We start from the raw sequence: 23,046 nt of genomic DNA, 5'->3' as shown, positions 1-23,046 counted from the left end.
GGCAACTGCAAGGCAGAAGCAGACAATCAAACCAACCTGTGGGAGCCCCGACCTCGGGGCGAAACGATTGCAGCCTGACTGCCTATTTCGGCGGTGGCTGAGCGATTCGCCGCGAGGTCGCGGCTCCCACAATGGATCGGATAACGACCGCTCCCGCCACTCAGCTACCAAAATCGACGAATCTGGGCTGAAAGATCATGAACAGGCGCTCAGGCGATCAGCCGGTAGCCGACACCTGCTTCGGTAATGATCAGCCGCGGCGCCGCCGGGTCATCACCGAGCTTCTGGCGCAGATGAGCGATGACGATACGCAGGTAGTGGCTGTGCTCGATGTGGGTCGGGCCCCAGATGTCGCGCAGCAGTTGCTGCTGGGTAACGACCATGCCGGGATGACGGGCGAGGGCTTCGAGTACCGCGTATTCCTTGCGCGTCAGGCTGATTTCCTGGTCATCCAGGGTCACGCGGCGAAAGGCGAAGTCGACCCGCAGCGGGCCGCTGGCGAGCGCCGCGGCGGGCTTTTCGCCCGCTGGCCGGCTGCGCAGCAGTGCGCGCACCCGGGCGAGAAACTCCTGCACGCCAAAGGGCTTGCTGACGTAGTCGTTGGCGCCGTTGTCCAGGGCCTGCACCTTGTCCTTCTCGCCGGCGCGCACCGACAGCACCAGCACCGGCACGGCGGACCATTCGCGCAGGCGGGTCAGTACCTCCTGGCCGTCCAGGTCGGGCAGGCCGAGGTCGAGCACCACCAGGTCGGGTTGTTCCAGGGCCGCCAGGCGCAGGGCCGCCTCGCCGCAGTCGGCCTCCAGTACCTGGTAGCCCTGGGCCTGCAGGCCGATGCGCAGGAACTTGCGGATCGCCGCTTCGTCGTCGACCAGGAGGATGCGCGCTTCAGTCATGCCGGGTTCTCGTCAGGGGCTTGCAGGGGCAGTTGCAGGATCAGGGTGGTGCCCTGGCCGGGCATCGATTCGACCCGCGCCGTGCCGCCGTGGGCGTTGAGCATGCCCAGGCAGATCGCCAGGCCGAGGCCGGTGCCCTGACCGCCGCGATCGCCTCGGGCTGCGGTGTAGAAAAGGTCGAAGATCTGCGCCTGTTCGTCGGCGGGAATCCCCGGCCCCTGGTCGGCGATGGCGAAGCTGAACGTCTCGCCGTCGTGGCTCAGGCGGATGTCGATGACGCCGCCGGGCGGCGAGAAGCGCGCGGCATTGTCCAGCACGTTGACCAGCGCCTGTTCGATCAGTGCGCCCTGCACCCACAGCAGCGGCAGGTCGGCGGGTACATCCATACGCACCTGCAGGTGCTGCAGCACCGGTTGCAGGCGCTGCAGAGCGGCAGCGAGCAGGTCGCTGGCGGCTACCCAGTCGCGCTCCAGGTGCAGGCCGCCGTGGCCCAGGCGGGTCATGTCCAGCAGGTTCTGGATGTAACGGTCCAGGCGCGAGGCTTCGCTGGCGGTGCTTTGCAGCAGGTCGTCGCGGGTCGCTGCGTCCAGGCTGTCGATGAACAACTGCAGGGTTTCGATATTGCCGCGCATGGCTGTCAGCGGCGTGCGCAGGTCGTGGGACACCGAAGCGAGCAGGGCGCTGCGCAGGCGCTCGGTTTCATGTTGCAGGCGCGTATGGCCGAGCGTCTCGACCAGTTGCACACGGGCCAGGGCGTGGGCCAGCAGCGGCAACAGCACGTCGATCAGTTGGCGCTGCTCACCCGCTGGCGGGTCGCCTTGGGCGGTGCGCATACCCAGCAGCGCCAGTGGCTGATCGTTGTCCATCAATGGCCACCACCACCAGTGCGGATGGGTCAGGCTGTGGCTGTCGTAACCACGCGGATGACGGCTCTGCCAGGCGTGTTCGGCGCTGATGCGCTCCAGCTCGCTAAGCGCCAGCCGGCTGCCGTCGGCCTGGTACCAGTTGCCCTGGGCGTCGCGGCTGAGCAGGCACAGGCGCTCGGCCGGCAGGTCCAGCTGGCTGAGCATGGCGGCCAGCAGGTCGCGCTGGTCCTGGGCGCTGGACAGCCTGCCGGCGAAGCCCAACAGGCTTTCGGTCTGCCGCTGGGCCACCTGCAGGTCTCGGAATTGCTGGCGCTGGCGCGCGGCGAGGTTGCCGGTGAGCAGGGCGATGAGCAGGAAGAACAGCAGGGTCAGCACGTCCTGCTCGCGGTGCACCACCACCGACCAGGTCGGTGGCAGAAAGCAGAACCCGTAGGCGACGAACGACAGTAGGGCGCACAGCAGGGCCGGGCCGACACTGCTGCGCACCGCTACCACCAGTACCACGGCGAGAAACACCAGGGAGATGTTCGGCAAGTCCAGCCAGCGCGAGACGGCCAGCGCCAACAGGCAGCCGAGCCCGGCAGCGAGGGCAGCGAGCAGGTAATCGCGTGGCGGGGCTGGCGTGCGGCGTGCAGGGCGATCGGCGGCGGTGGTCATGCGCAATTCCGGTGCGGGGCGTGGGCAGATCATGGCGTCGTGCAAGGTTGGCGTAAAGAAGCGCGCCTGCGCGTAAAAAAGCCGTAAAACTGCGCGGCATCAAGCTGCTGCGCGCGTAAAGCCGGCGTATACCTAAGGGTAATCGAGTTCATCACGGATACCCTGCAACGTGAGCACCCCTTCCCGTACCTCGCCCTTCGCCCTGTTGGTCGGCGCCGTCGGCATCGTCTATGGCGACATCGGTACCAGCCCGCTGTACAGCCTCAAGGAAATCTTCTCGCCGCATTACGGCGTCGGCCTGTCCCAGGCCAGCGTGCTGGGCATCCTGTCGCTGATTTTCTGGTCGCTGACACTGGTGGTCACGGTCAAGTACGTGATGTTCATCCTGCGCGCCGACAACGGCGGCGAGGGCGGCATCATGGCGCTCACCGCCCTGGCGCAACGGGCGGCCGCCGATTATCCGCGGCTGCGCACCGTGCTGATCATGCTCGGCCTGTTCGGCGCCGCGCTATTCTACGGCGACAGCATGCTCACGCCGGCGGTCTCGGTGCTTTCCGCGGTCGAAGGCGTCGGCCTGGTGGTCGACGGCATCGACCATTGGGTGGTGCCGCTGGCGCTGTTGATCCTGATTCCGCTGTTCCTGCTGCAGCGCCATGGCACCGCGCGCATCGGTTACCTGTTCGGCCCGGTGATGGTGGTGTGGTTTCTGGTGCTCGGCGCCCTGGGCGTGCATGGCATCGTGCAGCGCCCGGAAGTGTTGCTATCGCTCAACCCCTACTGGGCGCTGCAGTTCTTCATCGCCAACCCGTTGCTCGGCCTGACGGTGATGGGCGCCGTGGTGCTGACCATCACTGGCGCGGAAGCCCTGTACGCCGACCTCGGCCATTTTGGCCGCAAGCCTATCGTGCATGCCTGGCTGTTCCTGGCGTTCCCGTGCCTGATCCTCAACTACTTCGGCCAGGGTGCGCTGCTGCTCGGCGACCCCGAGGCGGTGCGCAACCCGTTTTATCTGCTGGCGCCGGGCTGGGCGCTTATTCCGCTGATCGGCCTGTCGACGCTGGCCACCATCATCGCCTCCCAGGCGGTGATCACCGGCGCCTTCTCGGTGACTCGCCAGGCCATCCAGCTCGGCTACGTGCCGCGTATGCAGATCCTGCACACCTCCAGCGCCGAGCAGGGGCAGATCTACATTCCGTTGATCAACAGCATGCTGTTGGTCGGTGTGGTGCTGCTGGTGCTCGGCTTCCAGTCGTCCAGCGGCCTGGCTGGCGCCTACGGCGTGGCGGTGACCGGCACCATGCTGTGCACCACGCTGCTGGTGTCGTCGGTGATCCTGCTGCTGTGGCGCTGGCCGAAGGTGCTGGCCGTGCCGCTGCTGGCGGTGTTCCTGCTGGTCGACGGCATCTTCTTCGCCGCCAACGTGCCGAAGATCATCGGCGGCGGCGCGGTGCCGATGGTCGTCGGCCTGCTGCTGTTCGGCCTGATGACAACCTGGAAGCGCGGTCGCCAACTGGTGCTCGAGCGTCTCGACGAACACTCCCTGGTGCTGCGTGACTTCATCGCCAGCATCGCCCTGCAGCCGCCCCATCGGGTGACCGGTACGGCAGTGTTCCTGACCAGTCGGGTCGAGGTGGTGCCCCACGCGCTGTTGCACAATCTGCTGCACAACCAGGTGCTGCACGAGCGGGTGATGCTGCTCACCGTGCTTTACGAGGATCGCCCGCGGGTGCCGCTGGCCGAACGCTTCGATCTGGAGGCCTATGACCAGGGCTTCTACCGCGTGCGCCTGCGCTTCGGCTTCCTCGAGGCACCGGACATTCCCCGGGCCCTGGCCCAACTGAGCGAAAAGGGCATCGACTGCCCGCCGATGCAGACCACCTATTTCCTCAGCCGGGAAACGGTGATCCCCTCCGAGCGCATCGGCATGGCCATGTGGCGCGAGCGCCTGTTCGCCGTGCTGCAGAAGAACGCCGGTAGCTCGCTGGGTTTCTTCCGCCTGCCGGTGAATCGGGTGATCGAGTTGGGGACGCAGGTGGAGATTTAGGACGTTTCAAGGTAGGAGCGGTTGGCAGCAGGCTTTTGTGGGCGCGGCGCCACGCGCGCGAAAATCGTGCGGATGGTTCGTTCTCACGTGGGGGCTCCGGATGGCCAGAACCATCGCCCGTCGAATCAAACCATCTCCCGCTTGCGCCAAACACTCGCCAGCCACGGTTGCTGCTCCCGCGGCAGGCCGGTGGGCCGGTAGTAATGTTCCAGTTCGTCGAAACCGGCGGCGTCGAGCAGGCGGCGCCAGCTGGCCAGGTCGTGCCAGGCGCCGTAGCGATCGCCACTCCAGCCTTCCTGGTTGTCACCGCGCGGGTTGGAGCTGAACAGCACGCCGCCGGGCTTCAGGCTGCTGCGCAGTTCGCCTAGTACGCGCGGTAGCTCCTGGCTTGGAATATGGAACAGCACGGCATTGGCGAAAATGCCGTCGAAGCGCTCGGCCGGCAGATCCAGGGCCAGAAAGTCCTGCTGCCACACCTCGCAGCCGCTATCGGCACGGGCCATGGCGACGAACTCAGCGCAGCCGTCGAGGCCGACAGGTTGATGGCCCAGGGCCTTGAAGGCGCGCAGATCCCGACCCGGTCCACAGCCGAAATCGAGGAGGCTCAGAGGCGTGCTGCCGCGCACATGACGCAGCAGCGCCTCGATGTTCTGGCTGACGTCGTGGTCGCGGGTGCCCTCGCGAAATTCTTCGGCGCCGGCCTGATAATGGGCCAGCGTGAGGGTGGTGATCTGTTGCAGCTGTTGATGATCGAGGGGCATGTCGAGCCTCCGTACAAAACCTGGCGGCCATTTAACCCCATTCTGCAGCCGTTGCGCGGCCGGGTTACCATCGCACCCTGAACAGCATTCGAGGTGGCAGGGTGGATCTACGGCAGGGCTTCGTCCTGACCCGGCACTGGCGCGATACGCCGGCCGGCAGCCAGGTGGAATTCTGGCTGTCGACCGACGCCGGCCCGTGCCTGGTGCGCCTGCCGCCGCAAACCTCCGTGGCCTTCATCCCCGCCGAGCAGCGTGCCCGCGCCGAGGCGCTGATCGCTGGCGACAAACAATTCGAGCTGCGCCCGTTGCAGCTGCGCGATTTCCACCAACGGCCGGTGCTCGGCCTGTACTGCCGGCAGCAACGTCCGTTGATCCAGCTGGAACAGACCCTGCGCCAGGGCGGTGTGGCCGTTTATGAGGCCGATATCCGCCCGCCCGAGCGCTACCTGATGGAGCGCTTCATCACTGCACCGGTGCTGTTCGGTGGCACCGAGACGGCAGGCGGCGTGCTGGTCGACGCCCAGCTCAAGCCCGCGCCGGACTACCGCCCGCAGCTCAAATTGGTGTCCCTGGATATCGAGACCACCGCCCGGGGCGAGCTGTATTCCATCGCCCTGGAAGGCTGCGGCCAGCGCCAGGTGTACATGCTCGGGCCGCCGAATGGCCACGCTGAAGTCGATTTCGATCTCGACTATCTGGATAGCCGCGCTGCGCTGCTGGAAGCGCTCAACGGCTGGCTGGAGCGCTTTGATCCGGATGCCATCATCGGCTGGAACGTGGTGCAGTTCGACCTGCGCGTGCTGCACGAACATGCCCAGCGCCTGCAAGTGCCGTTGCGCCTGGGCCGTGGCGGCGAATTGCTGAGCTGGCGCGAGCACGGTTCCAAGCAGCATTTCTTCGCCAGCGCGCCGGGTCGGCTGATCATCGATGGCATCGAGGCGCTGCGTTCGGCGACCTGGAGCTTCCAGTCCTTCAGCCTGGAAAGCGTCGCCCAGCAACTGCTCGGCGAGGGCAAGGCGATCGACAACCCGTACCAGCGCATGGACGAGATCAACCGTATGTTCGCCGAGGACAAGCCGGCCCTGGCCCGCTACAACCTCAAGGACTGCGAGCTGGTCACGCGCATCTTCGCCAAGACCGAGCTGCTCACCTTCCTGCTCGAAAGGGCCACGGTCACCGGTTTGCCGGTGGATCGCAGCGGCGGTTCGGTGGCGGCGTTCAGCCACCTGTACATGCCGCTGATGCACCGCCAGGGCTTCGTCGCGCCGAACCAGGGCGAGCGCCCGCCCGAGGCCAGCCCCGGCGGTTTCGTGATGGATTCTAGGCCGGGCCTTTACGAGTCGGTGCTGGTGCTCGACTACAAGAGCCTGTATCCGTCGCTGATCCGCACCTTTCTGATCGACCCGGTGGGGCTGATCGAAGGCCTGCGCCAGCCCGACGACGAACACTCTATTCCGGGTTTTCGTGGCGCGCGTTTCTCGCGCACCAGGCATTGCCTGCCGGCCATCGTCGAGCGCGTGTGGCAGGGCCGCGAGGCGGCCAAGCGAGCCGGCAACGCGCCGCTGTCCCAGGCGCTGAAGATCATCATGAACGCCTTCTACGGCGTGCTCGGCTCCAGCGGCTGCCGTTTTTTCGATACCCGCCTGGCGTCGTCCATCACCCTGCGCGGTCACGAAGTGATGCGCCGTACCCGTGAGCTGATCGAAGCCGAAGGGCACACGGTGATCTACGGCGACACCGATTCCACCTTCGTCTGGTTACGCCGCGCTCATGCGGAGGCAGACGCCGAGCGTATCGGCCGTAGCCTGGTGCAGGGCGTCAACGCCTGGTGGCGCGAGCACCTGGCGGCCGAGTTCGGTTTGCAGAGCGCTCTGGAGTTGCAGTTCGAAACCCACTTCAGCCGCTTTCTGATGCCCACCATCCGCGGCATGGAGGAGGGCAGCAAGAAGCGCTATGCCGGGTTGATCCGCCGCGCCGATGGCCGCGAGGACATGGTCTTCAAGGGCCTGGAAACCGTGCGCAGTGATTGGTCGCCGCTGGCCCAACAGTTCCAGCAGGAGCTGTATCTGCGCATCTTCAAGGGCCAGCCCTACCAGGACTACGTGCGCGACTACGTGCAACGCACCCTGGCTGGCGAGTTCGAGGAGCGTCTGGTGTACCGTAAACGCCTGCGCAGGCGCCTCGACGACTACCAGCGCAACGTGCCGCCCCATGTGCGCGCTGCGCGCCTGGCTGACGCCCACAACGACGAGCAGGGCCGCCCTCGCCAGTACCAGAGCGGCGGCTGGATCAGCTACGTGATCAGCGTCGCCGGCCCGGAACCCATGGAGCTGCGCCGAGCGCCCATCGACTACGGCCATTACCTGAGCAAACAGCTGCAGCCGGTGGCCGACGCCATCCTGCCGTTCGTGGACGATGACTTCGGCGCATTGATCGGCGGGCAGCTCGAGCTGTTCTAGGCGCTTCGCTGTCCAGGCGTCTGGCGCTGCCAGTCGAGCTCTGGCATGGTCGTGCGTCTTCCTTCCCCTGTTGGAGTCTCGATGAGTCATCCCCTGCACGCTGAACTCGGTTGCCTGCAGATCGAACGCGTCGCCGTCGATAGCCAGGCCGCGCATATCCATCTGCGCAACGGCCAGCAGTTCTCCCTTCCGAGCGACGGTTACCTGCGCCTGGACCGGCTATCAGCCGAACAACGGCAGGACGTACGCCTTGAAGATGGTTTCATCGCCAGTTGGCGGCATCAGGGGGCAGGTGCCTGCGACAGCCTCGATTTGGTCTGGGACGAGCTGCAGGACCAGTCCATGCGCCGCCTCGACCAGGCCGGCTGGGATCTGCAGGCGCTCGATCGTCGGGATCAGCAACTGGTGGCGCTGTGGCGCCTGCAGGCCGACTACTACAACGGTGGGCTGATGCAGTTCTTCGCCAACTGGGGCATGCCGACCTTCGAACTGGCGCAGCAGGCGTTGACGCTGATCGGCCTGCCGGCTGCCTGCCAGGCATTGCGTGATCTGTATGCGGTGTTCGCCCGCCTGCAGGACGAACCCGAGGACATCGCGCTGTGGGACATCTGCAGCTGGCTCAGCGAAGCGGAGAACGCGCGTATCGACGAGTTGGAAGAAGGTTTCGAGGCGCTGATCAGCAGCCTGCCGGTTCAGGCCCTGCATCATTTCCTGGTTGTCGACGCCGAGCGACCTTTGACCGATTAGCCGGAACCTCACCTCTGTCCCGTGTTCTTTACTGGACATTCGTGAGGAGGCGACCCGCCATGGCGCTCAGTGAAAAACACAAGATGCTCACCGGCGAACTCTACCTGGCCAGCGACCCGGAGCTGCAGGCCGATAGCGCGGCGACCATCGCCTGGCTGGCGCGTTACAACGGCAACCTGGGCCTGTCGCCGGCCGAGCGTACCCAGGTGTTGGGCGAGCGCCTGGCGGCGGTCGGCAAGGGCGTGGTGGTGCGTTCGCCGTTTCACTGCGATTACGGCTTCAACATCAGCCTGGGTGATGGCGTGTTCATCAACTTCAACTGCGTGATTCTCGACGTGGTGGCGGTGAGCATCGGCGACAAGACGCAGATCGGCCCGGGCGTACAGATCCTCACCGCCGATCACCCGCGCGACGCTGCCGAGCGCGAGTCCGGCCTGGAGTTCGGGCGGCCGGTGACTATCGGCCGCAATGTGTGGATAGGCGCCGGCGCGTTGATCCTGCCGGGCGTGACGGTGGGCGACGACGCGCTGATCGGTGCGGGCAGCGTCGTGACCCGTGACGTGCCGGCTGGTGCCACGGTGGTCGGCAACCCGGCACGAATACGCGATTGATCGCAATGATGACGGCTCGCTTACTGATCGAGCACTTATTGTTTGGTTATAAATAAATCATTATTTATTCTTTTTAATATTTTCTGTTCCTCAGCATAGTGAGCGCCACGCAACGACTCACCTGAGGAGCACACCCATGAGCATTCGCCTGGGCGACATCGCCCCCGACTTCGAACAGGATTCCAGTGAAGGCCGCATTCGTTTCCACGAGTGGCTGGGCGGCCAGTGGGGCATCCTGTTCTCCCACCCTGCCGACTTCACCCCGGTGTGCACCACCGAGCTGGGCTTCACTGCCAAGCTGAAGGACGAGTTCGCCAAACGCAACGTCAAGGCCATCGCCCTGTCCGTCGATCCGGTCGATTCACACCTGAAGTGGATCGGCGACATCAACGAGACCCAGAACACCGCGGTCAACTTCCCGATCCTCGCCGATGCCGACCGCAAGGTGTCCGAGCTCTATGACCTGATCCACCCCAATGCCAACGACACCCTGACGGTGCGTTCGCTGTTCGTCATCGACCCGAACAAGAAGGTGCGTCTGACCATCACCTACCCGGCGAGCACTGGGCGCAACTTCCATGAAATCCTGAGGGTGATCGATTCGCTGCAGCTCACCGACAGCCACAAGGTGGCCACGCCCGCCAACTGGCAGGACGGTGATGAGGTGGTGATCGTGCCGTCGCTCAAGGACGAGGACGAGATCAAGCAGCGCTTCCCCAAAGGCTATCGCGCCGTGAAGCCTTACCTGCGCCTCACCCCGCAGCCCAACAAGTAAGGATGTCTCATGTTGGTGGTTTTTCTGGGCGGCAGCCCGAGCCTGAGGTCACGCTCCAATGTGTTGCTGGGCAAGGCCAGGCAATGGCTGCAGGCCGTTGGTGTTGAAGTGGTGACCTATCAGGTACGCGACTTCGAGGCCGAGGACCTGCTTTTTGCCCGTTTCGACAGCCCGCGGATCCAGGGTTTGCAAGCGCATGTAGCGGCGGCCGATGGCCTAGTGGTGGCGACGCCGGTGTACAAGGCGTCGTTTTCCGGTGCCCTGAAGACCTTGCTCGACGTACTGCCCGAACGCGCGTTGCACCACAAGGTGGTGCTGCCGGTCGCCACCGGTGGCAGCAGCGCGCACATGCTGGCGGTCGATTACGCCCTGAAGCCGGTACTGTCCGCGCTCAAGGCCCAGGAAGTGCTGCACGGCGTGTTCGCCGATGACAGCCAGATCAGTTACACCGAGGACGGCGGCGACTTGGCGCCGGCCCTGGAACAGCGTCTGGACGACGCCTTGCAACACCTGATTCAGGCGCTCAATCGCCGGCCCCAGCCCATCGAGCCGGGCCTGCTGAACGAGCGTCTGCTCAGTGGGCGCTGGAGCGCCTGAAGCAAGCCAACCTACAGATCCCAGGCAGTTCGCTGCCGCCCCACCTTACTAGCCCGTCAACGAGGCAGCAGGTGGCCACACACTCAATGCAGAGGAGAGCGCCATGCGCACTGTCACCCTGCGTCGGAGTCTGGTCGCCTTGTTTGCCGCGGCCATTTCTTTCGGCGCCATCACTCAAGCCCAGGCCGAGACGCTGCGTATCGGCTACCAGAAGTACGGCACCCTGGTACTGCTCAAGGCCAACGGCTCCCTGGAAAAGCGCCTGGCCGCCAAAGGCATCGACGTCAAATGGACCGAGTTTCCCGGCGGGCCGCAACTGCTCGAAGGCCTGAACGTCGGCTCGGTGGACTTCGGCACCACTGGCGAAACGCCGCCGGTGTTCGCCCAAGCCGCCGGTGCCGATCTGCTCTACGTGGCCTTCGAGCCGCCAGCACCGACCAGCGAAGCCATCCTGGTCGCCAAGGATTCGCCGATCAAATCGGTCGCCGAGCTCAAGGGCAAGAAGGTCGCCCTCAACAAGGGCTCCAACGTGCACTACCTGTTGGTGCGCGCCCTGGAAGAGGCCGGTCTTAAATACAGCGATATCCAGCCGGTTTACCTACCGCCTGCCGACGCCCGCGCCGCCTTCGAACGCGGCAGCGTCGATGCCTGGGTGATCTGGGATCCCTTCCAGGCGGCCGCCGAACAGCAACTGCAAGCCCGCACCCTGATCGATGGCAAGGGCCTGGTCAGCAACCACCAGTTCTACCTGGCGACCCGCCCGTATGCCGAGAAACACCCGGAAGTGATCGAGGCGCTGGTCGAGGAAATCCGTGCCGTCGGCGAGTGGGTCAAGGCCAACAACGACGAGGCCACTGCCCAGGTCGCGCCGCTGCTTGGCCTGTCGGCGGACATTACTCGCCTGGCCGTAGAGCGCCAGAGCTACGGTGCACAACTGATCACCCCTGAGGTGGTCGAGGCCCAGCAGAAGATCGCCGACACCTTTACCGCGCTCAAGCTGATTCCCAAAAAGCTGAACATCAGCGACGTGATCTGGCATGCCCCGGCCACCAAGGTCGCCCAGCAATGAACCCTCGCCCCTGCCTGTCGGGCGGGGGCCTCGCGACTTCCAAGGAGACCACTCCATGAGCCTCAACATCTTCTGGTTCCTGCCCACCCACGGCGATGGCCACTACCTCGGTACCTCGCAAGGGGCCCGAGCCGTCGACCACGGCTACCTGCAGCAGATCGCCCAGGCCGCCGACCGCCTCGGCTTCGGCGGCGTACTGATCCCCACCGGACGTTCCTGCGAGGACTCCTGGCTGGTCGCCGCCTCGCTGATCCCGGTGACCCAGCGGCTGAAATTCCTCGTTGCCCTGCGGCCGGGGATCATTTCCCCGACCGTGGCCGCGCGCCAGGCGGCGACCCTGGATCGCTTGTCCGGTGGCCGCGCGCTATTCAACCTGGTGACCGGCGGTGACCCGGACGAGCTGGCCGGCGATGGCCTCAACCTGTCCCATGCCGAGCGTTACGAGGCGTCCGTCGAATTCACCCGCATCTGGCGCCGCGTGCTGGAAGGCGAGGTGGTCGATTACGACGGCAAACACATTCAGGTCAAAGGCGCCAAGCTGCTCTATCCGCCTGTCCAGCAACCACGCCCGCCGCTGTACTTCGGCGGATCTTCGGAAGCGGCGCAGGATCTCGCTGCCGAGCAGGTCGAGCTGTACCTGACCTGGGGCGAGCCGCCCGCCGCGGTGGCCGAGAAGATCGCCCAGGTGCGCGAAAAGGCTGCGGCTCAGGGCCGCGAAGTGCGCTTCGGCATTCGCCTGCACGTGATCGTGCGGGAAACCAATGAAGAGGCCTGGAAGGCCGCCGACAAGCTGATTGCCCATGTCGACGACGACACCATCGCCCGCGCCCAGGCGTCCCTGGCGCGCTTCGATTCGGTCGGTCAGCAGCGCATGGCTGCCTTGCATGGCGGCAGCAAGGACAACCTGGAAGTGTCACCCAACCTGTGGGCGGGCGTCGGCCTGGTGCGTGGTGGTGCCGGTACGGCGCTGGTCGGCGATGGCCCTACGGTCGCTGAACGGGTCAAGGAATACGCCGCGCTGGGCATCGATACCTTCATCTTCTCTGGTTATCCACACCTCGAAGAATCTTATCGCGTCGCCGAGCTGCTGTTCCCCCATCTGGAGGTGAATCGCCCGGCGCTGCCGGAAGGCGCCAACTACATGAGTCCGTTCGGTGAAATGGTCGCCAACGACATTCTGCCCAAGGCGGCTTCGGCCAGCTGAAACACGGCCGGGCGTGGATGGCCCGGCCCGCGATGATTTCGAGGTACGCGATGAGCAAAACATCTTCCAACAGCCTGGCCCTACGCCTGGCGCCCTGGGCTTTGCCCGTGGCGCTGCTGGTCGCCTGGCAGGGCTCGGTGGCGCTGGGGCTGTTGTCCACGCGCATTCTGCCGGCGCCCAGCGCGGTATTCGAGGCCGGCTGGCAACTGCTGTCCAGCGGCGAAATCTGGACGCACCTGGCGATCAGTGGCTGGCGTGCCGGCGTCGGTTTCGCCATCGGCGGTGGCATCGGCCTGGCGCTGGGCTTCATCACCGGTTTGTCGAAGTGGGGCGAGCGTCTGATCGACAGTTCGGTGCAGATGATCCGCAACGTGCCGCATCTGGCGCTGATTCCTCTGGTGATCTTGTGGTTCGGTATCGACGAGAGCGCGAAGATTTTCCTGGTCGCCCTCGGCACCCTTTTCCCGATTTACCTGAACACCTACCACGGCATTCGCAACGTCGACCCGGCGCTGGTGGAAATGTCGCGTAGCTACGGCCTGTCCGGCTTCGCGCTGTTCCGTCAGGTGATCCTGCCCGGCGCGCTGCCGTCGATCCTGGTCGGTGTGCGCTTCGCCCTTGGCCTGATGTGGCTGACACTGATCGTCGCCGAGACCATTTCCGCCAGCAGTGGCATCGGTTACCTGGCGATGAACGCCCGCGAATTCCTGCAGACCGACGTGGTGGTGCTGGCCATTCTGCTCTACGCCGTGCTCGGCAAGCTGGCCGACGTCGCTGCACGCGGCCTCGAACGTGCCTGGCTGCGCTGGCACCCGGCTTATCAGGGAGCGGCTGCGAAATGAATGCTCCATTGAACGCTTTACATAACCTCAAGCGAGGCACGCCGCTGACCATTCGCGGCATACAGAAATCCTTCGGTGAGCGCCAGGTGCTCAGGGATATCGACCTGCGCATCCCGTCCGGTCAGTTCGTCGCCGTGGTGGGGCGCAGTGGTTGCGGCAAGAGTACCTTGCTGCGTCTGCTCGCCGGGCTCGATGCGCCTACGGGCGGTGAACTGCTGGCCGGCAACGGGCCACTGGCAGCGACCCGCGAGGATACCCGGCTGATGTTCCAGGAGGCGCGCCTGCTGCCCTGGAAGCGGGTGATCGACAACGTCGGCCTTGGCCTCACGGGCGACTGGCGGCCCAAGGCTGAGCAGGTGCTCGAAGCAGTGGGTCTGGCCGATCGCGCCAATGAGTGGCCGGCGTCCCTGTCCGGTGGCCAGAAGCAACGTGTCGCCCTGGCCCGCGCGCTGATCCACGAACCACGCCTGCTGCTGCTCGATGAACCCCTCGGCGCTCTCGACGCGCTGACCCGCATCGAGATGCAGCAACTGATCGAAAACCTGTGGCAGAAGCACGGCTTCACCGTGCTGCTGGTCACCCACGATGTCAGCGAAGCGGTAGCCACCGCGGACCGGGTGATCCTCATCGAGGACGGCGAGATCGGCCTCGACATCGAAGTGAACCTACCGCGCCCGCGCAATCGCGGCTCCGCCCACTTGGCGGCCCTGGAGGCCGACGTGCTCAACCGTGTGCTGCAGATACCGGCGCTGCCTGCCGAACCCGATCCGGTTTCACCCCTACCGACCCAGCTGCGCTGGGCGCTCTAACCCTGACTTCATGCCCTTTGTGGGCAACTTACAACCCCAGGAGATTCAGCCATGACCATCAAAGCCATCAACGTTCGTAACCAGTTCAAAGGCACCATCAAGGAAATCGTCGAAGGCGACGTGCTGTCGGAAATCGACGTGCAGACCGCCGCCGGCATCGTCACCTCGGTGATCACCACCCGTTCCGTGCGCGAGCTGGAACTGGGCGTTGGCAGCGAAGTGATCGCTTTCGTGAAATCCACCGAAGTGTCGATCGCCAAGCTCTGATCGCGCTGCGTCGTTCACTCGCAACCCGTGGGAGCGAGCCGTGCCTGCGAAATCGCGCGCATGGCGCGCTCCCACAGGTTGTGGCTTCACCGTCTGCGTCCTCCTCGGATGTTCGTAAGTTGGCGCTTAAACCAGGCTACAAAGCTGCTCCATGGAAAGGGCATTGCTGGCTGATACAACAACCGTGGGAGCGGGCGGGGGCGCGTAGTCCATGCCCGCGAAAAAACGCCCACGCCACGCTCTCAAATCGACTGCAAATGGGCCACGCATAAAAAAGGCCGGCATATACGCCGGCCTTTCTCATTTCCACTGCTGAATCGCTAGTGCTCTTCGCGCAGCTTGGCCATCTGCCGCTCCAGCAGTGCCGGATACGGATCGAGCAGACGCTCGACGCAGCTGGCGCCCTCGGGGCTGGCAATGGCGCGGATGCGCGCACGCTGGCGCAGGGTGGCATCTTCGCCGACGCGGCGCTCGACCAGCAGCAGGTTGCGGCTGTGCTGCGACAACGCCAGGGCATCCTGGGCGGTTTCGCTGAGCAGCAGGTCGCCCTGACTCAGGCCCTTCAGGCCTTCGCCCAGGGTCAGGCCCAGTTGCAGGTGCAGGGTGATGCCGCTGTCGGCCACCTCGATCTGCAGGGCGTGGCCGAGAGCACGCAGCAGTTCGCCGCAGCAGATGGCGTGGGTCAGGTAGTCGTCCCCGCTGGCCTCGTGGTGGAACAGCATCAGGCTGCTGCCATCGTTGAGGGTGTGCAGTTCGGCCTTATAGAGCGTCGCCGCCTTGTCCAGGCAGCCGCGATAGCTTTCCAGCAGCTCCATCAGACGCGTGCGCGGTAGGCGACGCAGCTGTTCCTGCGCGCCCAGCTGAACGGCCAGTACGGCACTCTTGCGAGGGGCCGTCGGCGCCGCTGGTGCAGGCGCGGCCGGGCTGTCTTCATCGTCGTACAGGTCGGCGAAGGCATCGTCGTCGTGCTCGTCGCGACGGCGGCTCGGCGGGTCGTAGTCGTCCTCGCTGTCGAAGCGGGTGTCGCGCAGGTCACGCATCGCGAAGCTGGGAGCGGGGCGCTCGTCACGCTCATCGCGGTCGTCTTCGTGCTCGTCGTCGAGGAAATCCTCGCCCAGCTCATCAAAATCGTCGAATTCCGGCTCAGGCTCCGGCGGTTTTTCGGGGGCCAGGCGCGCCTGTAGCTGGCGCGCCAGATCGCCGATCTCGTCCTGACGGTTGCCGCCTGGGGCGTAGTCGTCCGGATCGCGCAGCCATACGCGCATTTGCATCAACGGCGTGGAAATCTGCCGGCCCAGGCGCAGGCTCAGCGACAGGGTCAGGGCCAGCAGAATCAGGCTGAGAATGCCCATGCTCTGCAGGCTGATGGTCATCGGCTGTTCGAACTGCTGCATGTCCAGGCTGATGCGCAACTGCCCGGCCATCACCTCCTGAAAGGTGATGGGCGTCGAATACAGGCCTTCGGTTTCACCGAGCATGCTTTTGCTCGGGCGCGTGCCAGCTTCGGCGAGAATGCGGTTATCCACGCTATAAATGGCCGCGTGGGCCACCAGCGGATTCTTCACCAGGTTATTGAGCAGTACGTTGAGGCTGAGGATGTCGTTGGACACCAACAGCTCGGTGGCCGAGGCAGCCGTCTGGGTAATCAGGCTGCTGCCCAGCGCTTCGGCTTGCTGCTGCATGGCCTGCTTGAACTGCATGCCGATCACCCAGGCATAGATCACCAGCGCCATGGCCACCAGCAACAGGCTGTGGCTGACGATGCGCAATGCCAGCGGCACGCGACGTTGACGCAGTGCACGGAAGAGCAGGAGGAAGAAATTGTCGGGCTTTACGGGGGCGGGCCGGTTCACAGAGCTCGGCTCTCGTTGACTGGAAGTGGCGCGCAGTATAGCGAGCGGCCCGCACAGGGCAAAGCGCCGCGCGTGCCCGCGGGGTGCCGAAATGGTTAGAATGTGCGTTTTTTCACCGGCCCTGCTGCACATTGCCGTTCGGCAGACCGTTCATAGTCCTGCGAGCCCCGGAGTACGCCTTGCGCCAAATCGTCCTGATCAACGTTACCGGTGAAGATCGGCCCGGCCTCACGGCAGCCGTTAGCGGCGTGCTGGCCCAGGCTGGCGTCAACATCCTCGACATCACCCAGTCCGTCGTACATGGCGGCGCCTCGTTGGGCATCCTGATCGAAATGGCCGATGGCGCTTCGCTGCCGGTGCTATCCAAGGACGTGCTGGCTGCCGCCCAGGCGCTGGGGCAGCAGGCCCGTTTCACCCAGCTCGACGAAGCCGATTACCGGCGCTGGGTGGACGGGCAGGGCAGCGAACGCCACATCGTCACCCTGCTGAGCCGCCAGGTCACCGCCGAGCAATTGCAGCGCGTCAGCGCGTTGACCGCCGCACAGGGGCTGAGCATCGAACGTATCGAGCGGCTGTCGCTGCCGGTGGCACTGGATGCGCAGCCGGGCAACGCCTGCGTCGAGTTTTCTCTGCGCGGCGAGCCGGGTGATGCCACCGGCCTGCGCGCCGACTTCCTGCGCGTGGCCGACGAGCTGAACATGGATATCGCCTTTCAGGTCGATTCGCTGCAGCGCCGCCACCGTCGCCTGGCGGTGTTCGACATGGACTCGACGTTGATCGAAGCCGAGGTGATCGACGAACTGGCCAAGGCTGCCGGTATCGGCGACAAGGTTTCGGCCATCACCGAGCGGGCGATGCGCGGCGAGCTGGATTTCCGCGCCAGCTTCAAAGAGCGCCTGGCGCTGCTCAAAGGCCTGGATGTCGGCGTACTGGACGAGATCGGCGCCTCGCTGCGCCTGACCGAGGGCGCCGAGCGGTTGTTCGCCGAGCTCAAGCGCCTGGGCTACAAGACCGCCATCCTGTCTGGCGGCTTCACCTATTTCGCCAAGCAGTTGCAGGCCAAGCTGGGCATCGACTACGTGTTCGCCAACGAGCTGGCGGTGGTCGATGGCAAGGTCACAGGTGTCGCCGTCGAGCCGATCGTCGACGCCCAGCGCAAGGCTGATCTGCTCCGTGAGCTGGCGCAGAAGGAAGGCCTGCAGCTGGAGCAGACCATCGCCGTGGGCGACGGCGCCAATGACCTGCCGATGCTGGCGATTGCCGGCCTGGGCGTGGCGTTCCGCGCCAAACCGCTGGTCAAACAATCGGCCAGGCAGGCGATCTCGACCCTTGGACTGGATGGCGTTTTGTATTTGCTGGGTGTGCGCGAGCGCGATCTGCAGCGCTAAGAACCTGTTAACGATCTTTATGCGCCTGAAGCGGCAACTGTAAGGCAGGAGCAGACACTCAAGCCAACCTGTGGGAGCCCCGACCTCGGGGCGAAACGATTGCAGCCTGACTGCCTATTTCGGCGGTGCCTGAGCGATTCGCCGCGAGGTCGCGGTTCCCACAATGGATCGGATAACGGCCGCTCCCGCCACTTAGCTGCCAAAATCGACGAACCTGGGCTGAAAGATCATGACCAGGTTCCCAGGTATTTGAGGCGGGAGCGTGGCAGCCGGGCTGCCCCGCCGATCAGTCGTCTGACGAGAAGTTGTAGTCCATCGACTGGCTCGGGCCCTGCAGGTAGTAACCCTGAATGTAGTTGGTACCCGCCTGCCACAGGGTGGCCAGCACGCTGGCCGACTCCACGAACGGCACGATGGTCAGCTTGGCCTGGCTGTGCAGGCTGGCCAGCATGGTCTTCAGGGTTTCCTGATTGGCCGGATCGCTCAGCTCCTTGGTGAACGAGCCATCCACCTTGACGAAGTCCACCGGCAGGTGGCGCAGCGTATTGAACGGGTTCAGGGCGCAGCCGAACTGGCTGAGCGCGATATGGCAGTGCAGGTCCTTCAGGCCCTGGACCAGTGCCTTGGCCTGCTTCAGGTAGGTGATCGCGTCCGGCTCGCTGAGCTGGAATACCAGAGCGTCGGAGGGCAGCCGTGCAGCTTTCAGCGCGACGCTGAGCCACGGCAGCAAGGTCGGGTCCTGCAGGCTGGCGCTGGACAGATGCACGAACAGGCGCGTGGCGTGGCCCTTGGCGCGGTGGTCGGCAAGCAGCTTGATCGAGCTGAGAATCACCCAGCGGTCGATCTTCTCGCCCATCCCCGACTCCCTGGCAACTGCCAGGAATTCATCCGGCGGCACTTCCTGCCCGGACGGGCTGAGCAGGCGCAGCAATACTTCGTAGTGCTCGTGTTCGTCGCCGCGCAGGCTGATCACCGGCTGGAACAGCAGGCGGAAGCTGTTCTGTTCCAGCGCCTGCTGCACCATGGCCACCACGCTGCCGCGGTTGGCGGCGGCTGCCAGCTCTTCGGCCGGGTCGAACAGCTTGAGGGTGCCGGGCTCGTCCAGTTGATCGGCGCAGCGCTGGGCGCGGTCGATGACTTCGCCGGCCTTTGGCGTGGTGTCGTTGAGACCGGCGACGCCGATGGACAGCGTGGTCTGAGCGGTACGCCCATTGATGTCGAACAGATGGGCTTCGGCTTTCTTCAGCAGCGCTTCGAGCAGCGGGCGTTGCTGCTGCGGCGACAGCCCGGTCTGCAGCACGGCGAACACGTCGTCGCCGAAGCGCGCCAGCTGCGCATCCTTGGGGAAATGGGCGCGCAGCAGGGCAGCCAGATCGGTGAGCAACAGGTCGATGGCGCCCAGGCCCATATCGGCGAGCAGCGCGGCGTAACGATCGACGCGGATATAGGCCAGGCTGGCCAGCTGCTCGTCATGCACGGCGCGGTGAGCGGCGTTGTCCATCAGCTCGAGGAAGTGGGGGCGGTTGTACAGGCCGGTGACCAGGTCCAGGCTGCTGATCTCGCGCAGCTTCTCTTCCAATTCAGCATTGGCGGTCTCGGCGCGGATCACCACCTGAATGCAGGGTTCGCCGTCGTAGGCCGCCGGCGACAGGGTGATGCGCGCCGGGAAGTTGCTGTCGTCGGTGCGCACGCCAGCACAGCCGAGTTCGTGGTTGTCCATCTGCTGATGGTTCTTCAGGAAATCCTTGAATGCCGCCTGATCGCTGGCACCGATCAGGTCGATCATCGGCAGGCCTTCGAGCTCCTCGGCGTCGTCGAAGCCGAACAGCTCCAGGTACGCACGGTTGGCGTAGATGTGCATGCCGTCGTGGACGTAGGCGATGGCGTCGACCGAGCTGTCGAGCAGCAACTGGCAGCGTTTCTCGGCCTCACGCAACGCCACTTCGGCAGCGCGGCGGGCACGGCGCTCTTCGAGGTTGACCAGTTCGCGGCGGGCGACCAGCACCAGGCGCTCGTCCTCGCCCTGGGGGAGTGCGTCCTGGGCACCGAGCATCAGCGCTTCGGTGACGCTGTCCGGCTCGTTGTCGGCCAGCAGCAGGATCACCGGGATGTCCTTGCCCTCACGGCGGATGCAGGCGAGCGCATCGTGCGGCTCCAGGCAGTCGCTGGCTGGCGAGCAGATCATCAGATCCCAGTTGTGCTTGAGGGCTTCGAGCAGGTCTTCGCTGGAGATCAGGCGGTGTACGCGGGTGGCATTACCGGCATTGCGGAACAGGCTGACGAGACGCTCGGCCTCGTTCTGCGAGTCTTCGAGAATCAGCAGGCGGATGGTTTTCTTTTCGATGGCCATTAGCGAAGTCGAATCTGCGATAAAACAGCAGAAGAGGGCGGGGAATTAAGGGTTTCCCGGCAATCTACAGCGACTTCCAGAGTGAGTCAAAGTCTTCCTCCCCGGCTGGGCGCTGGGTACCGGAGGCTGTGACGGAGGTCGCGTGATCCGCGGTTTTGTGCTCCAGATCGTGGTACTCGAACTGGCTGAAGCTGCTGGTGCTGACCTGTTTCTGGCTGAGTACCGCGCGGCGTTCCTTGCCGTTGATGTTGATCAGCACCTTGCTGCCTTCCTGGAACGGCAGACGCGGGGTGATCAGCGTCGCCGGTCGGGAAATGGCGGCGATCTCCGGCAACAGCAGGGCGCGTAGGTACTGGCTGTTCTGCTCGGCCTTGCGCACCAGTTGCAGGCCACAGGATTGTGCGTGGGGTGCGATCAGCTCGATGCCCATCTGCGTGCCACCGCCGCGTACCTGGCGGATCCAGCGCACCACCGCGACGCTCCAGCCCTGCTGGGGATTGTCGCGAATGCCGAGGATCTCGCCGGCCTGCAACTGGCTGGGCACTTCCTTGGGCCACGACAGACAGTACCCGCCGGGGCTGTGGTTGACGATGGCCAGCATGAAGGTCGGGAAGCTTTCCCCAGCGCCGGACGGCGCTTGCTGCTCGCTGGCGGGTTTGGGGTATTCGATTTCCTCGAAGGAAAGACCGTTTTCCCATTCGTTGCGGCGTGCATCCGGGGCGTTGGCCCACACATCGGGCTCGCCGCTGCGTGGTTTGAACGAAGCGGCGGTGTCGACCTGCTGCTTGAGGATCTCGCTGAACACGCGGCCATTGGCCAGATAGTAGTTCAGCGCGCTCATGCCGATGCACAGGGTCATGCTGCCGGTGCCCTGGGTGCGCTGGAAGGTGCGCTCTGAGATGTCGCCCCAGGCGGCGGCAGCATGCTGCAGCATGTCCACGGTGAAACCGTCGGGCACCTGCAGGCGCGAGCGGGAGCGCTCCTCGGGCGTCAGCGCCAGGTGATCCTTGATGGCGTCGACCAGCGGGGTCGGATCGATGCCCAGCGCGCCCTGCAGCTCGCTCGGCTGGAAAAGCGACGTGTAGCGGGGCGGGCCGTCGAGTTGCGGCGCGACGGCGAAGATGCTGTTCGGCTGGCCGCCGGGCTGCAGGTTGACCAGTGTGCTCCACGCTTCCAGCGCTTCGGCGAGGCGGGCAATGGCGCTCTGGCGCATCTGGTTGCAGCGCGAGCAGCCGATCAGCAGGGCGACGATATAGCCCTGCTCGACGCTCAGCCCCTGGGTGTGGCGAGCCAGCGGGTCGCGGATCACCACCTTGTGCAGTTCGTGACGACGGGCGATCAGGTAGAGTTGGTGCAGCTCCAGCCAGAGGCCTTCGGGCACCGGGCAATAGAGTTGGCTGGTGCGGATCAGCGGGCCGTTGAGGCTGTGCACCGCGCGTTGCAGTGCGGTACCGAGCAGCGCGTTGCGCTCGCGGCTGGCCTGCGCGGCGAGGCGCGAGATGATCAGTTTGTAACCGATGGCCAGGTGGTTCTGTAGTGCCTGGCAGAGGTTGGCGACCTTGCGCGGGCGCTCATCGAGCACGATGGCCTGGTTGAGGAAGTGGCGCTCCAGATGCTGGCAGACGAAATACACTTCCGGGCGCAACAGCTCGAGCAGCTGTATGCGATTGTCCGAAGGAGTCAGCAACTGGTTGAGTTCGATCAGCGCCTGATACAGCTGACGGGCGGTTTCGCCGATGTTGGCCTTGGGCAGGCCGGAGATCCAGCGTTTCAGGTCGCGTGGCGTGGCGTCGCAGAAAGTCAGGCCCTGCTTGGTCGGCGTCGGGACGCGGAGCAAAAGGTGGGGGCTCTGTTTATCCATCTAGCTTCGTTACTCCAGCGCCAGCATTCGATCGACTGATTGGTCAGGTTTAAGCGACTCTAGCAGCATCTTGCCATCGTCGCAGCCTTTGCGGCGCCGCGGGCCAAGGCTGCGCGACGCCCCATCGGCTCACTGGCCGAGCAATTGGCCCATGCGCACCGGGCTGTTGGCGCCCAGTTCCTCAGCCCATTTAACCTGCTCTGGGCCGAACAGCACGATGGCCGTGGAGCCGAGTTTGAAGCGGCCCAGCTCAGCGCCTTTTTCCAGGCTGACCGGTGCGCGGGCGGCTTCGTCGTAACGGATGGTTTTCAGTTCGCGCTTGGGTGGGGTAATCAGCCCGGCCCAGACGGTTTCGATGGAGGCGACGATCATCGCGCCGACCAGCACCACGGCCATGGGCCCGCGCTCGGTATCGAACAGGCACACCACGCGCTCGTTGCGGGCGAACAACTCGGGCACGTTTTCCGCGGTGGTCTGGTTTACCGAGAACAGCCGGCCCGGCACGTAGATCATCTCTCGAAGGGTGCCGGCCAGCGGCATGTGCACGCGGTGGTAGTCCTTGGGCGACAGGTACACGGTGGCGAAGTCGCCGCCCATGAAGGGCGCAGCTCGCTCGCTGTCACCGCCCAGCAACTCGGTCACGCTGTAGCTGTGGCCCTTGGCCTGAAATACTCGGCCATGTTCGATGCGGCCCAACTGGCTGATCGCACCATCGGCGGGGCAGAGAACGGCGCCGGGCTGGTTGTCCAGCGGGCGGGCGCCTTCCTTGAGCGCACGGGTGAAGAAGGCGTTGAAGTGCTCGTAGGCGGTGAGGTCTTCGACCTGCGCTTCGCTCATGTCGACCTGGTACTGCTTGGCGAACCAGCCGATCAGGCGGTTCTTGAACCAGGCAGCACGGCACTGCGCGGCGCAGCCGATCAGGCGCGAGAGCAGGTGGTGCGGAGTCAGGTGCTGGCTGAGGATAAACAGGCGTTCTTTCATCTTTATTCCTTG

The 23,046-nt window shown here is 65.0% G+C and carries 19 protein-coding genes; 12 read left to right on the top strand and 7 right to left on the bottom strand.

Translation table 11 applies throughout. The annotated features are described in order from the left end of the window. Positions 1-209 precede the first annotated feature (209 nt). Both BVH06_RS05650 and BVH06_RS05645 read right to left on the bottom strand, forming a co-directional pair. A complete protein-coding gene (locus BVH06_RS05650; RefSeq protein WP_075933483.1) occupies positions 210-893 on the bottom strand; it encodes a response regulator in 684 nt (227 codons plus the stop codon). After that, positions 890-2,416, bottom strand: a complete 1,527-nt coding sequence (locus BVH06_RS05645; RefSeq protein WP_075933482.1) for an ATP-binding protein — start codon at positions 2,414-2,416, stop codon at positions 890-892. The genes BVH06_RS05650 and BVH06_RS05645 overlap by 4 nt, the downstream gene beginning before the upstream one ends. A gap of 169 nt (positions 2,417-2,585) precedes the next feature. On the opposite strand from BVH06_RS05645, the gene BVH06_RS05640 reads away from it, so the two are divergent. Further along, positions 2,586-4,460: a potassium transporter Kup gene (locus BVH06_RS05640; RefSeq protein ID WP_083651885.1), complete on the top strand. Its 1,875-nt coding sequence runs from the start codon at positions 2,586-2,588 to the stop codon at positions 4,458-4,460. A 125-nt stretch (positions 4,461-4,585) separates the two neighbouring features. On the opposite strand, the gene BVH06_RS05635 is transcribed toward BVH06_RS05640, so the two are convergent. Beyond that, entirely contained in the window at positions 4,586-5,221 is a 636-nt protein-coding gene (locus BVH06_RS05635) for a class I SAM-dependent methyltransferase (protein WP_075933480.1), read from the bottom strand. A gap of 101 nt (positions 5,222-5,322) precedes the next feature. On the opposite strand from BVH06_RS05635, the gene BVH06_RS05630 reads away from it, so the two are divergent. The 10 genes from BVH06_RS05630 (at position 5,323) to BVH06_RS05585 (ending at position 14,601) form a co-directional block, all read left to right on the top strand. Continuing rightward, positions 5,323-7,680, top strand: coding sequence for a DNA polymerase II (locus BVH06_RS05630; protein ID WP_075933479.1), 2,358 nt, complete (start codon positions 5,323-5,325; stop codon positions 7,678-7,680). 81 nt (positions 7,681-7,761) lie between these two features. Then, complete coding sequence (locus tag BVH06_RS25895) at positions 7,762-8,427, top strand: DUF4375 domain-containing protein (RefSeq protein WP_075932362.1); 666 nt, start codon at positions 7,762-7,764, stop codon at positions 8,425-8,427. Between the two features lie 59 nt (positions 8,428-8,486). Then, positions 8,487-9,038, top strand: coding sequence for a sugar O-acetyltransferase (locus BVH06_RS05620; RefSeq protein ID WP_075932363.1), 552 nt, complete (start codon positions 8,487-8,489; stop codon positions 9,036-9,038). A gap of 136 nt (positions 9,039-9,174) precedes the next feature. Then, a complete protein-coding gene (locus BVH06_RS05615; protein ID WP_075932364.1) occupies positions 9,175-9,813 on the top strand; it encodes a peroxiredoxin in 639 nt (212 codons plus the stop codon). Between the two features lie 9 nt (positions 9,814-9,822). Continuing rightward, positions 9,823-10,410 carry an NADPH-dependent FMN reductase gene (gene ssuE, locus BVH06_RS05610; RefSeq protein WP_075932365.1) on the top strand — a complete coding sequence of 196 codons (588 nt, stop codon included), beginning with the start codon at positions 9,823-9,825 and terminating at the stop codon, positions 10,408-10,410. 103 nt (positions 10,411-10,513) lie between these two features. Next, entirely contained in the window at positions 10,514-11,479 is a 966-nt protein-coding gene (locus tag BVH06_RS05605) for a sulfonate ABC transporter substrate-binding protein (protein WP_075932366.1), read from the top strand. Between the two features lie 55 nt (positions 11,480-11,534). Further along, positions 11,535-12,683 (top strand): FMNH2-dependent alkanesulfonate monooxygenase, encoded by a 1,149-nt coding sequence (gene ssuD / locus BVH06_RS05600; RefSeq protein ID WP_075933478.1) that lies wholly within the window; start codon positions 11,535-11,537, stop codon positions 12,681-12,683. A 50-nt stretch (positions 12,684-12,733) separates the two neighbouring features. Then, on the top strand, positions 12,734-13,525 hold the full coding sequence (gene ssuC, locus BVH06_RS05595; RefSeq protein WP_075932367.1) for an aliphatic sulfonate ABC transporter permease SsuC: 792 nt from the start codon (positions 12,734-12,736) through the stop codon (positions 13,523-13,525). Then, positions 13,522-14,334, top strand: coding sequence for an aliphatic sulfonates ABC transporter ATP-binding protein (gene ssuB, locus BVH06_RS05590; protein WP_075932368.1), 813 nt, complete (start codon positions 13,522-13,524; stop codon positions 14,332-14,334). Before ssuC ends, ssuB begins: the two co-directional genes overlap by 4 nt. Positions 14,335-14,385: 51 nt before the next feature. Beyond that, on the top strand, positions 14,386-14,601 hold the full coding sequence (locus tag BVH06_RS05585; protein WP_013793202.1) for a molybdopterin-binding protein: 216 nt from the start codon (positions 14,386-14,388) through the stop codon (positions 14,599-14,601). Between the two features lie 320 nt (positions 14,602-14,921). Here BVH06_RS05585 and BVH06_RS05580 read toward each other — a convergent pair whose 3' ends face one another. Beyond that, positions 14,922-16,454, bottom strand: a complete 1,533-nt coding sequence (locus BVH06_RS05580; protein ID WP_075933477.1) for an AhpA/YtjB family protein — start codon at positions 16,452-16,454, stop codon at positions 14,922-14,924. A 179-nt stretch (positions 16,455-16,633) separates the two neighbouring features. Between BVH06_RS05580 and serB the strand changes: the two genes are divergently transcribed. Beyond that, positions 16,634-17,842: a phosphoserine phosphatase SerB gene (gene serB, locus BVH06_RS05575; RefSeq protein WP_075933476.1), complete on the top strand. Its 1,209-nt coding sequence runs from the start codon at positions 16,634-16,636 to the stop codon at positions 17,840-17,842. Positions 17,843-18,128: 286 nt separating this feature from the next. Here the strand turns inward: serB and BVH06_RS05570 are convergent, their stop codons facing one another. The 3 genes from BVH06_RS05570 to asd form a co-directional block, all read right to left on the bottom strand. Next, the gene (locus BVH06_RS05570; protein WP_075932371.1) at positions 18,129-20,192 is read right to left on the bottom strand and encodes an EAL domain-containing protein; all 2,064 of its coding nucleotides are present in this window, start codon (positions 20,190-20,192) and stop codon (positions 18,129-18,131) included. A gap of 64 nt (positions 20,193-20,256) precedes the next feature. Then, positions 20,257-22,053, bottom strand: a complete 1,797-nt coding sequence (locus tag BVH06_RS05565; RefSeq protein ID WP_075933475.1) for a molecular chaperone — start codon at positions 22,051-22,053, stop codon at positions 20,257-20,259. A gap of 129 nt (positions 22,054-22,182) precedes the next feature. After that, positions 22,183-23,040, bottom strand: a complete 858-nt coding sequence (asd, locus tag BVH06_RS05560) for an archaetidylserine decarboxylase (protein ID WP_168172890.1) — start codon at positions 23,038-23,040, stop codon at positions 22,183-22,185. Between the last annotated feature and the right edge of the window lie 6 nt (positions 23,041-23,046).

The sequence above is a fragment of the Pseudomonas sp. PA27(2017) genome (genome assembly GCF_001945445.1).
Taxonomy (GTDB): Bacteria; Pseudomonadota; Gammaproteobacteria; order Pseudomonadales; family Pseudomonadaceae; genus Aquipseudomonas.
This window is presented reverse-complemented; position numbering and strand designations above follow the sequence as displayed.

Coding starts and splice junctions, on each gene's coding strand:
- BVH06_RS05650 (WP_075933483.1), bottom strand. CDS start 893: ATGACTGAAGCGCGCATCCTCCTGGTCGACGACGAAGCGGCGATCCGC.
- BVH06_RS05645 (WP_075933482.1), bottom strand. CDS start 2,416: ATGACCACCGCCGCCGATCGCCCTGCACGCCGCACGCCAGCCCCGCCA.
- BVH06_RS05635 (WP_075933480.1), bottom strand. CDS start 5,221: ATGCCCCTCGATCATCAACAGCTGCAACAGATCACCACCCTCACGCTG.
- BVH06_RS25895 (WP_075932362.1), top strand. CDS start 7,762: ATGAGTCATCCCCTGCACGCTGAACTCGGTTGCCTGCAGATCGAACGC.
- BVH06_RS05620 (WP_075932363.1), top strand. CDS start 8,487: ATGGCGCTCAGTGAAAAACACAAGATGCTCACCGGCGAACTCTACCTG.
- BVH06_RS05615 (WP_075932364.1), top strand. CDS start 9,175: ATGAGCATTCGCCTGGGCGACATCGCCCCCGACTTCGAACAGGATTCC.
- ssuE (WP_075932365.1), top strand. CDS start 9,823: ATGTTGGTGGTTTTTCTGGGCGGCAGCCCGAGCCTGAGGTCACGCTCC.
- BVH06_RS05605 (WP_075932366.1), top strand. CDS start 10,514: ATGCGCACTGTCACCCTGCGTCGGAGTCTGGTCGCCTTGTTTGCCGCG.
- ssuD (WP_075933478.1), top strand. CDS start 11,535: ATGAGCCTCAACATCTTCTGGTTCCTGCCCACCCACGGCGATGGCCAC.
- ssuC (WP_075932367.1), top strand. CDS start 12,734: ATGAGCAAAACATCTTCCAACAGCCTGGCCCTACGCCTGGCGCCCTGG.
- ssuB (WP_075932368.1), top strand. CDS start 13,522: ATGAATGCTCCATTGAACGCTTTACATAACCTCAAGCGAGGCACGCCG.
- BVH06_RS05585 (WP_013793202.1), top strand. CDS start 14,386: ATGACCATCAAAGCCATCAACGTTCGTAACCAGTTCAAAGGCACCATC.
- BVH06_RS05570 (WP_075932371.1), bottom strand. CDS start 20,192: ATGGCCATCGAAAAGAAAACCATCCGCCTGCTGATTCTCGAAGACTCG.
- BVH06_RS05565 (WP_075933475.1), bottom strand. CDS start 22,053: ATGGATAAACAGAGCCCCCACCTTTTGCTCCGCGTCCCGACGCCGACC.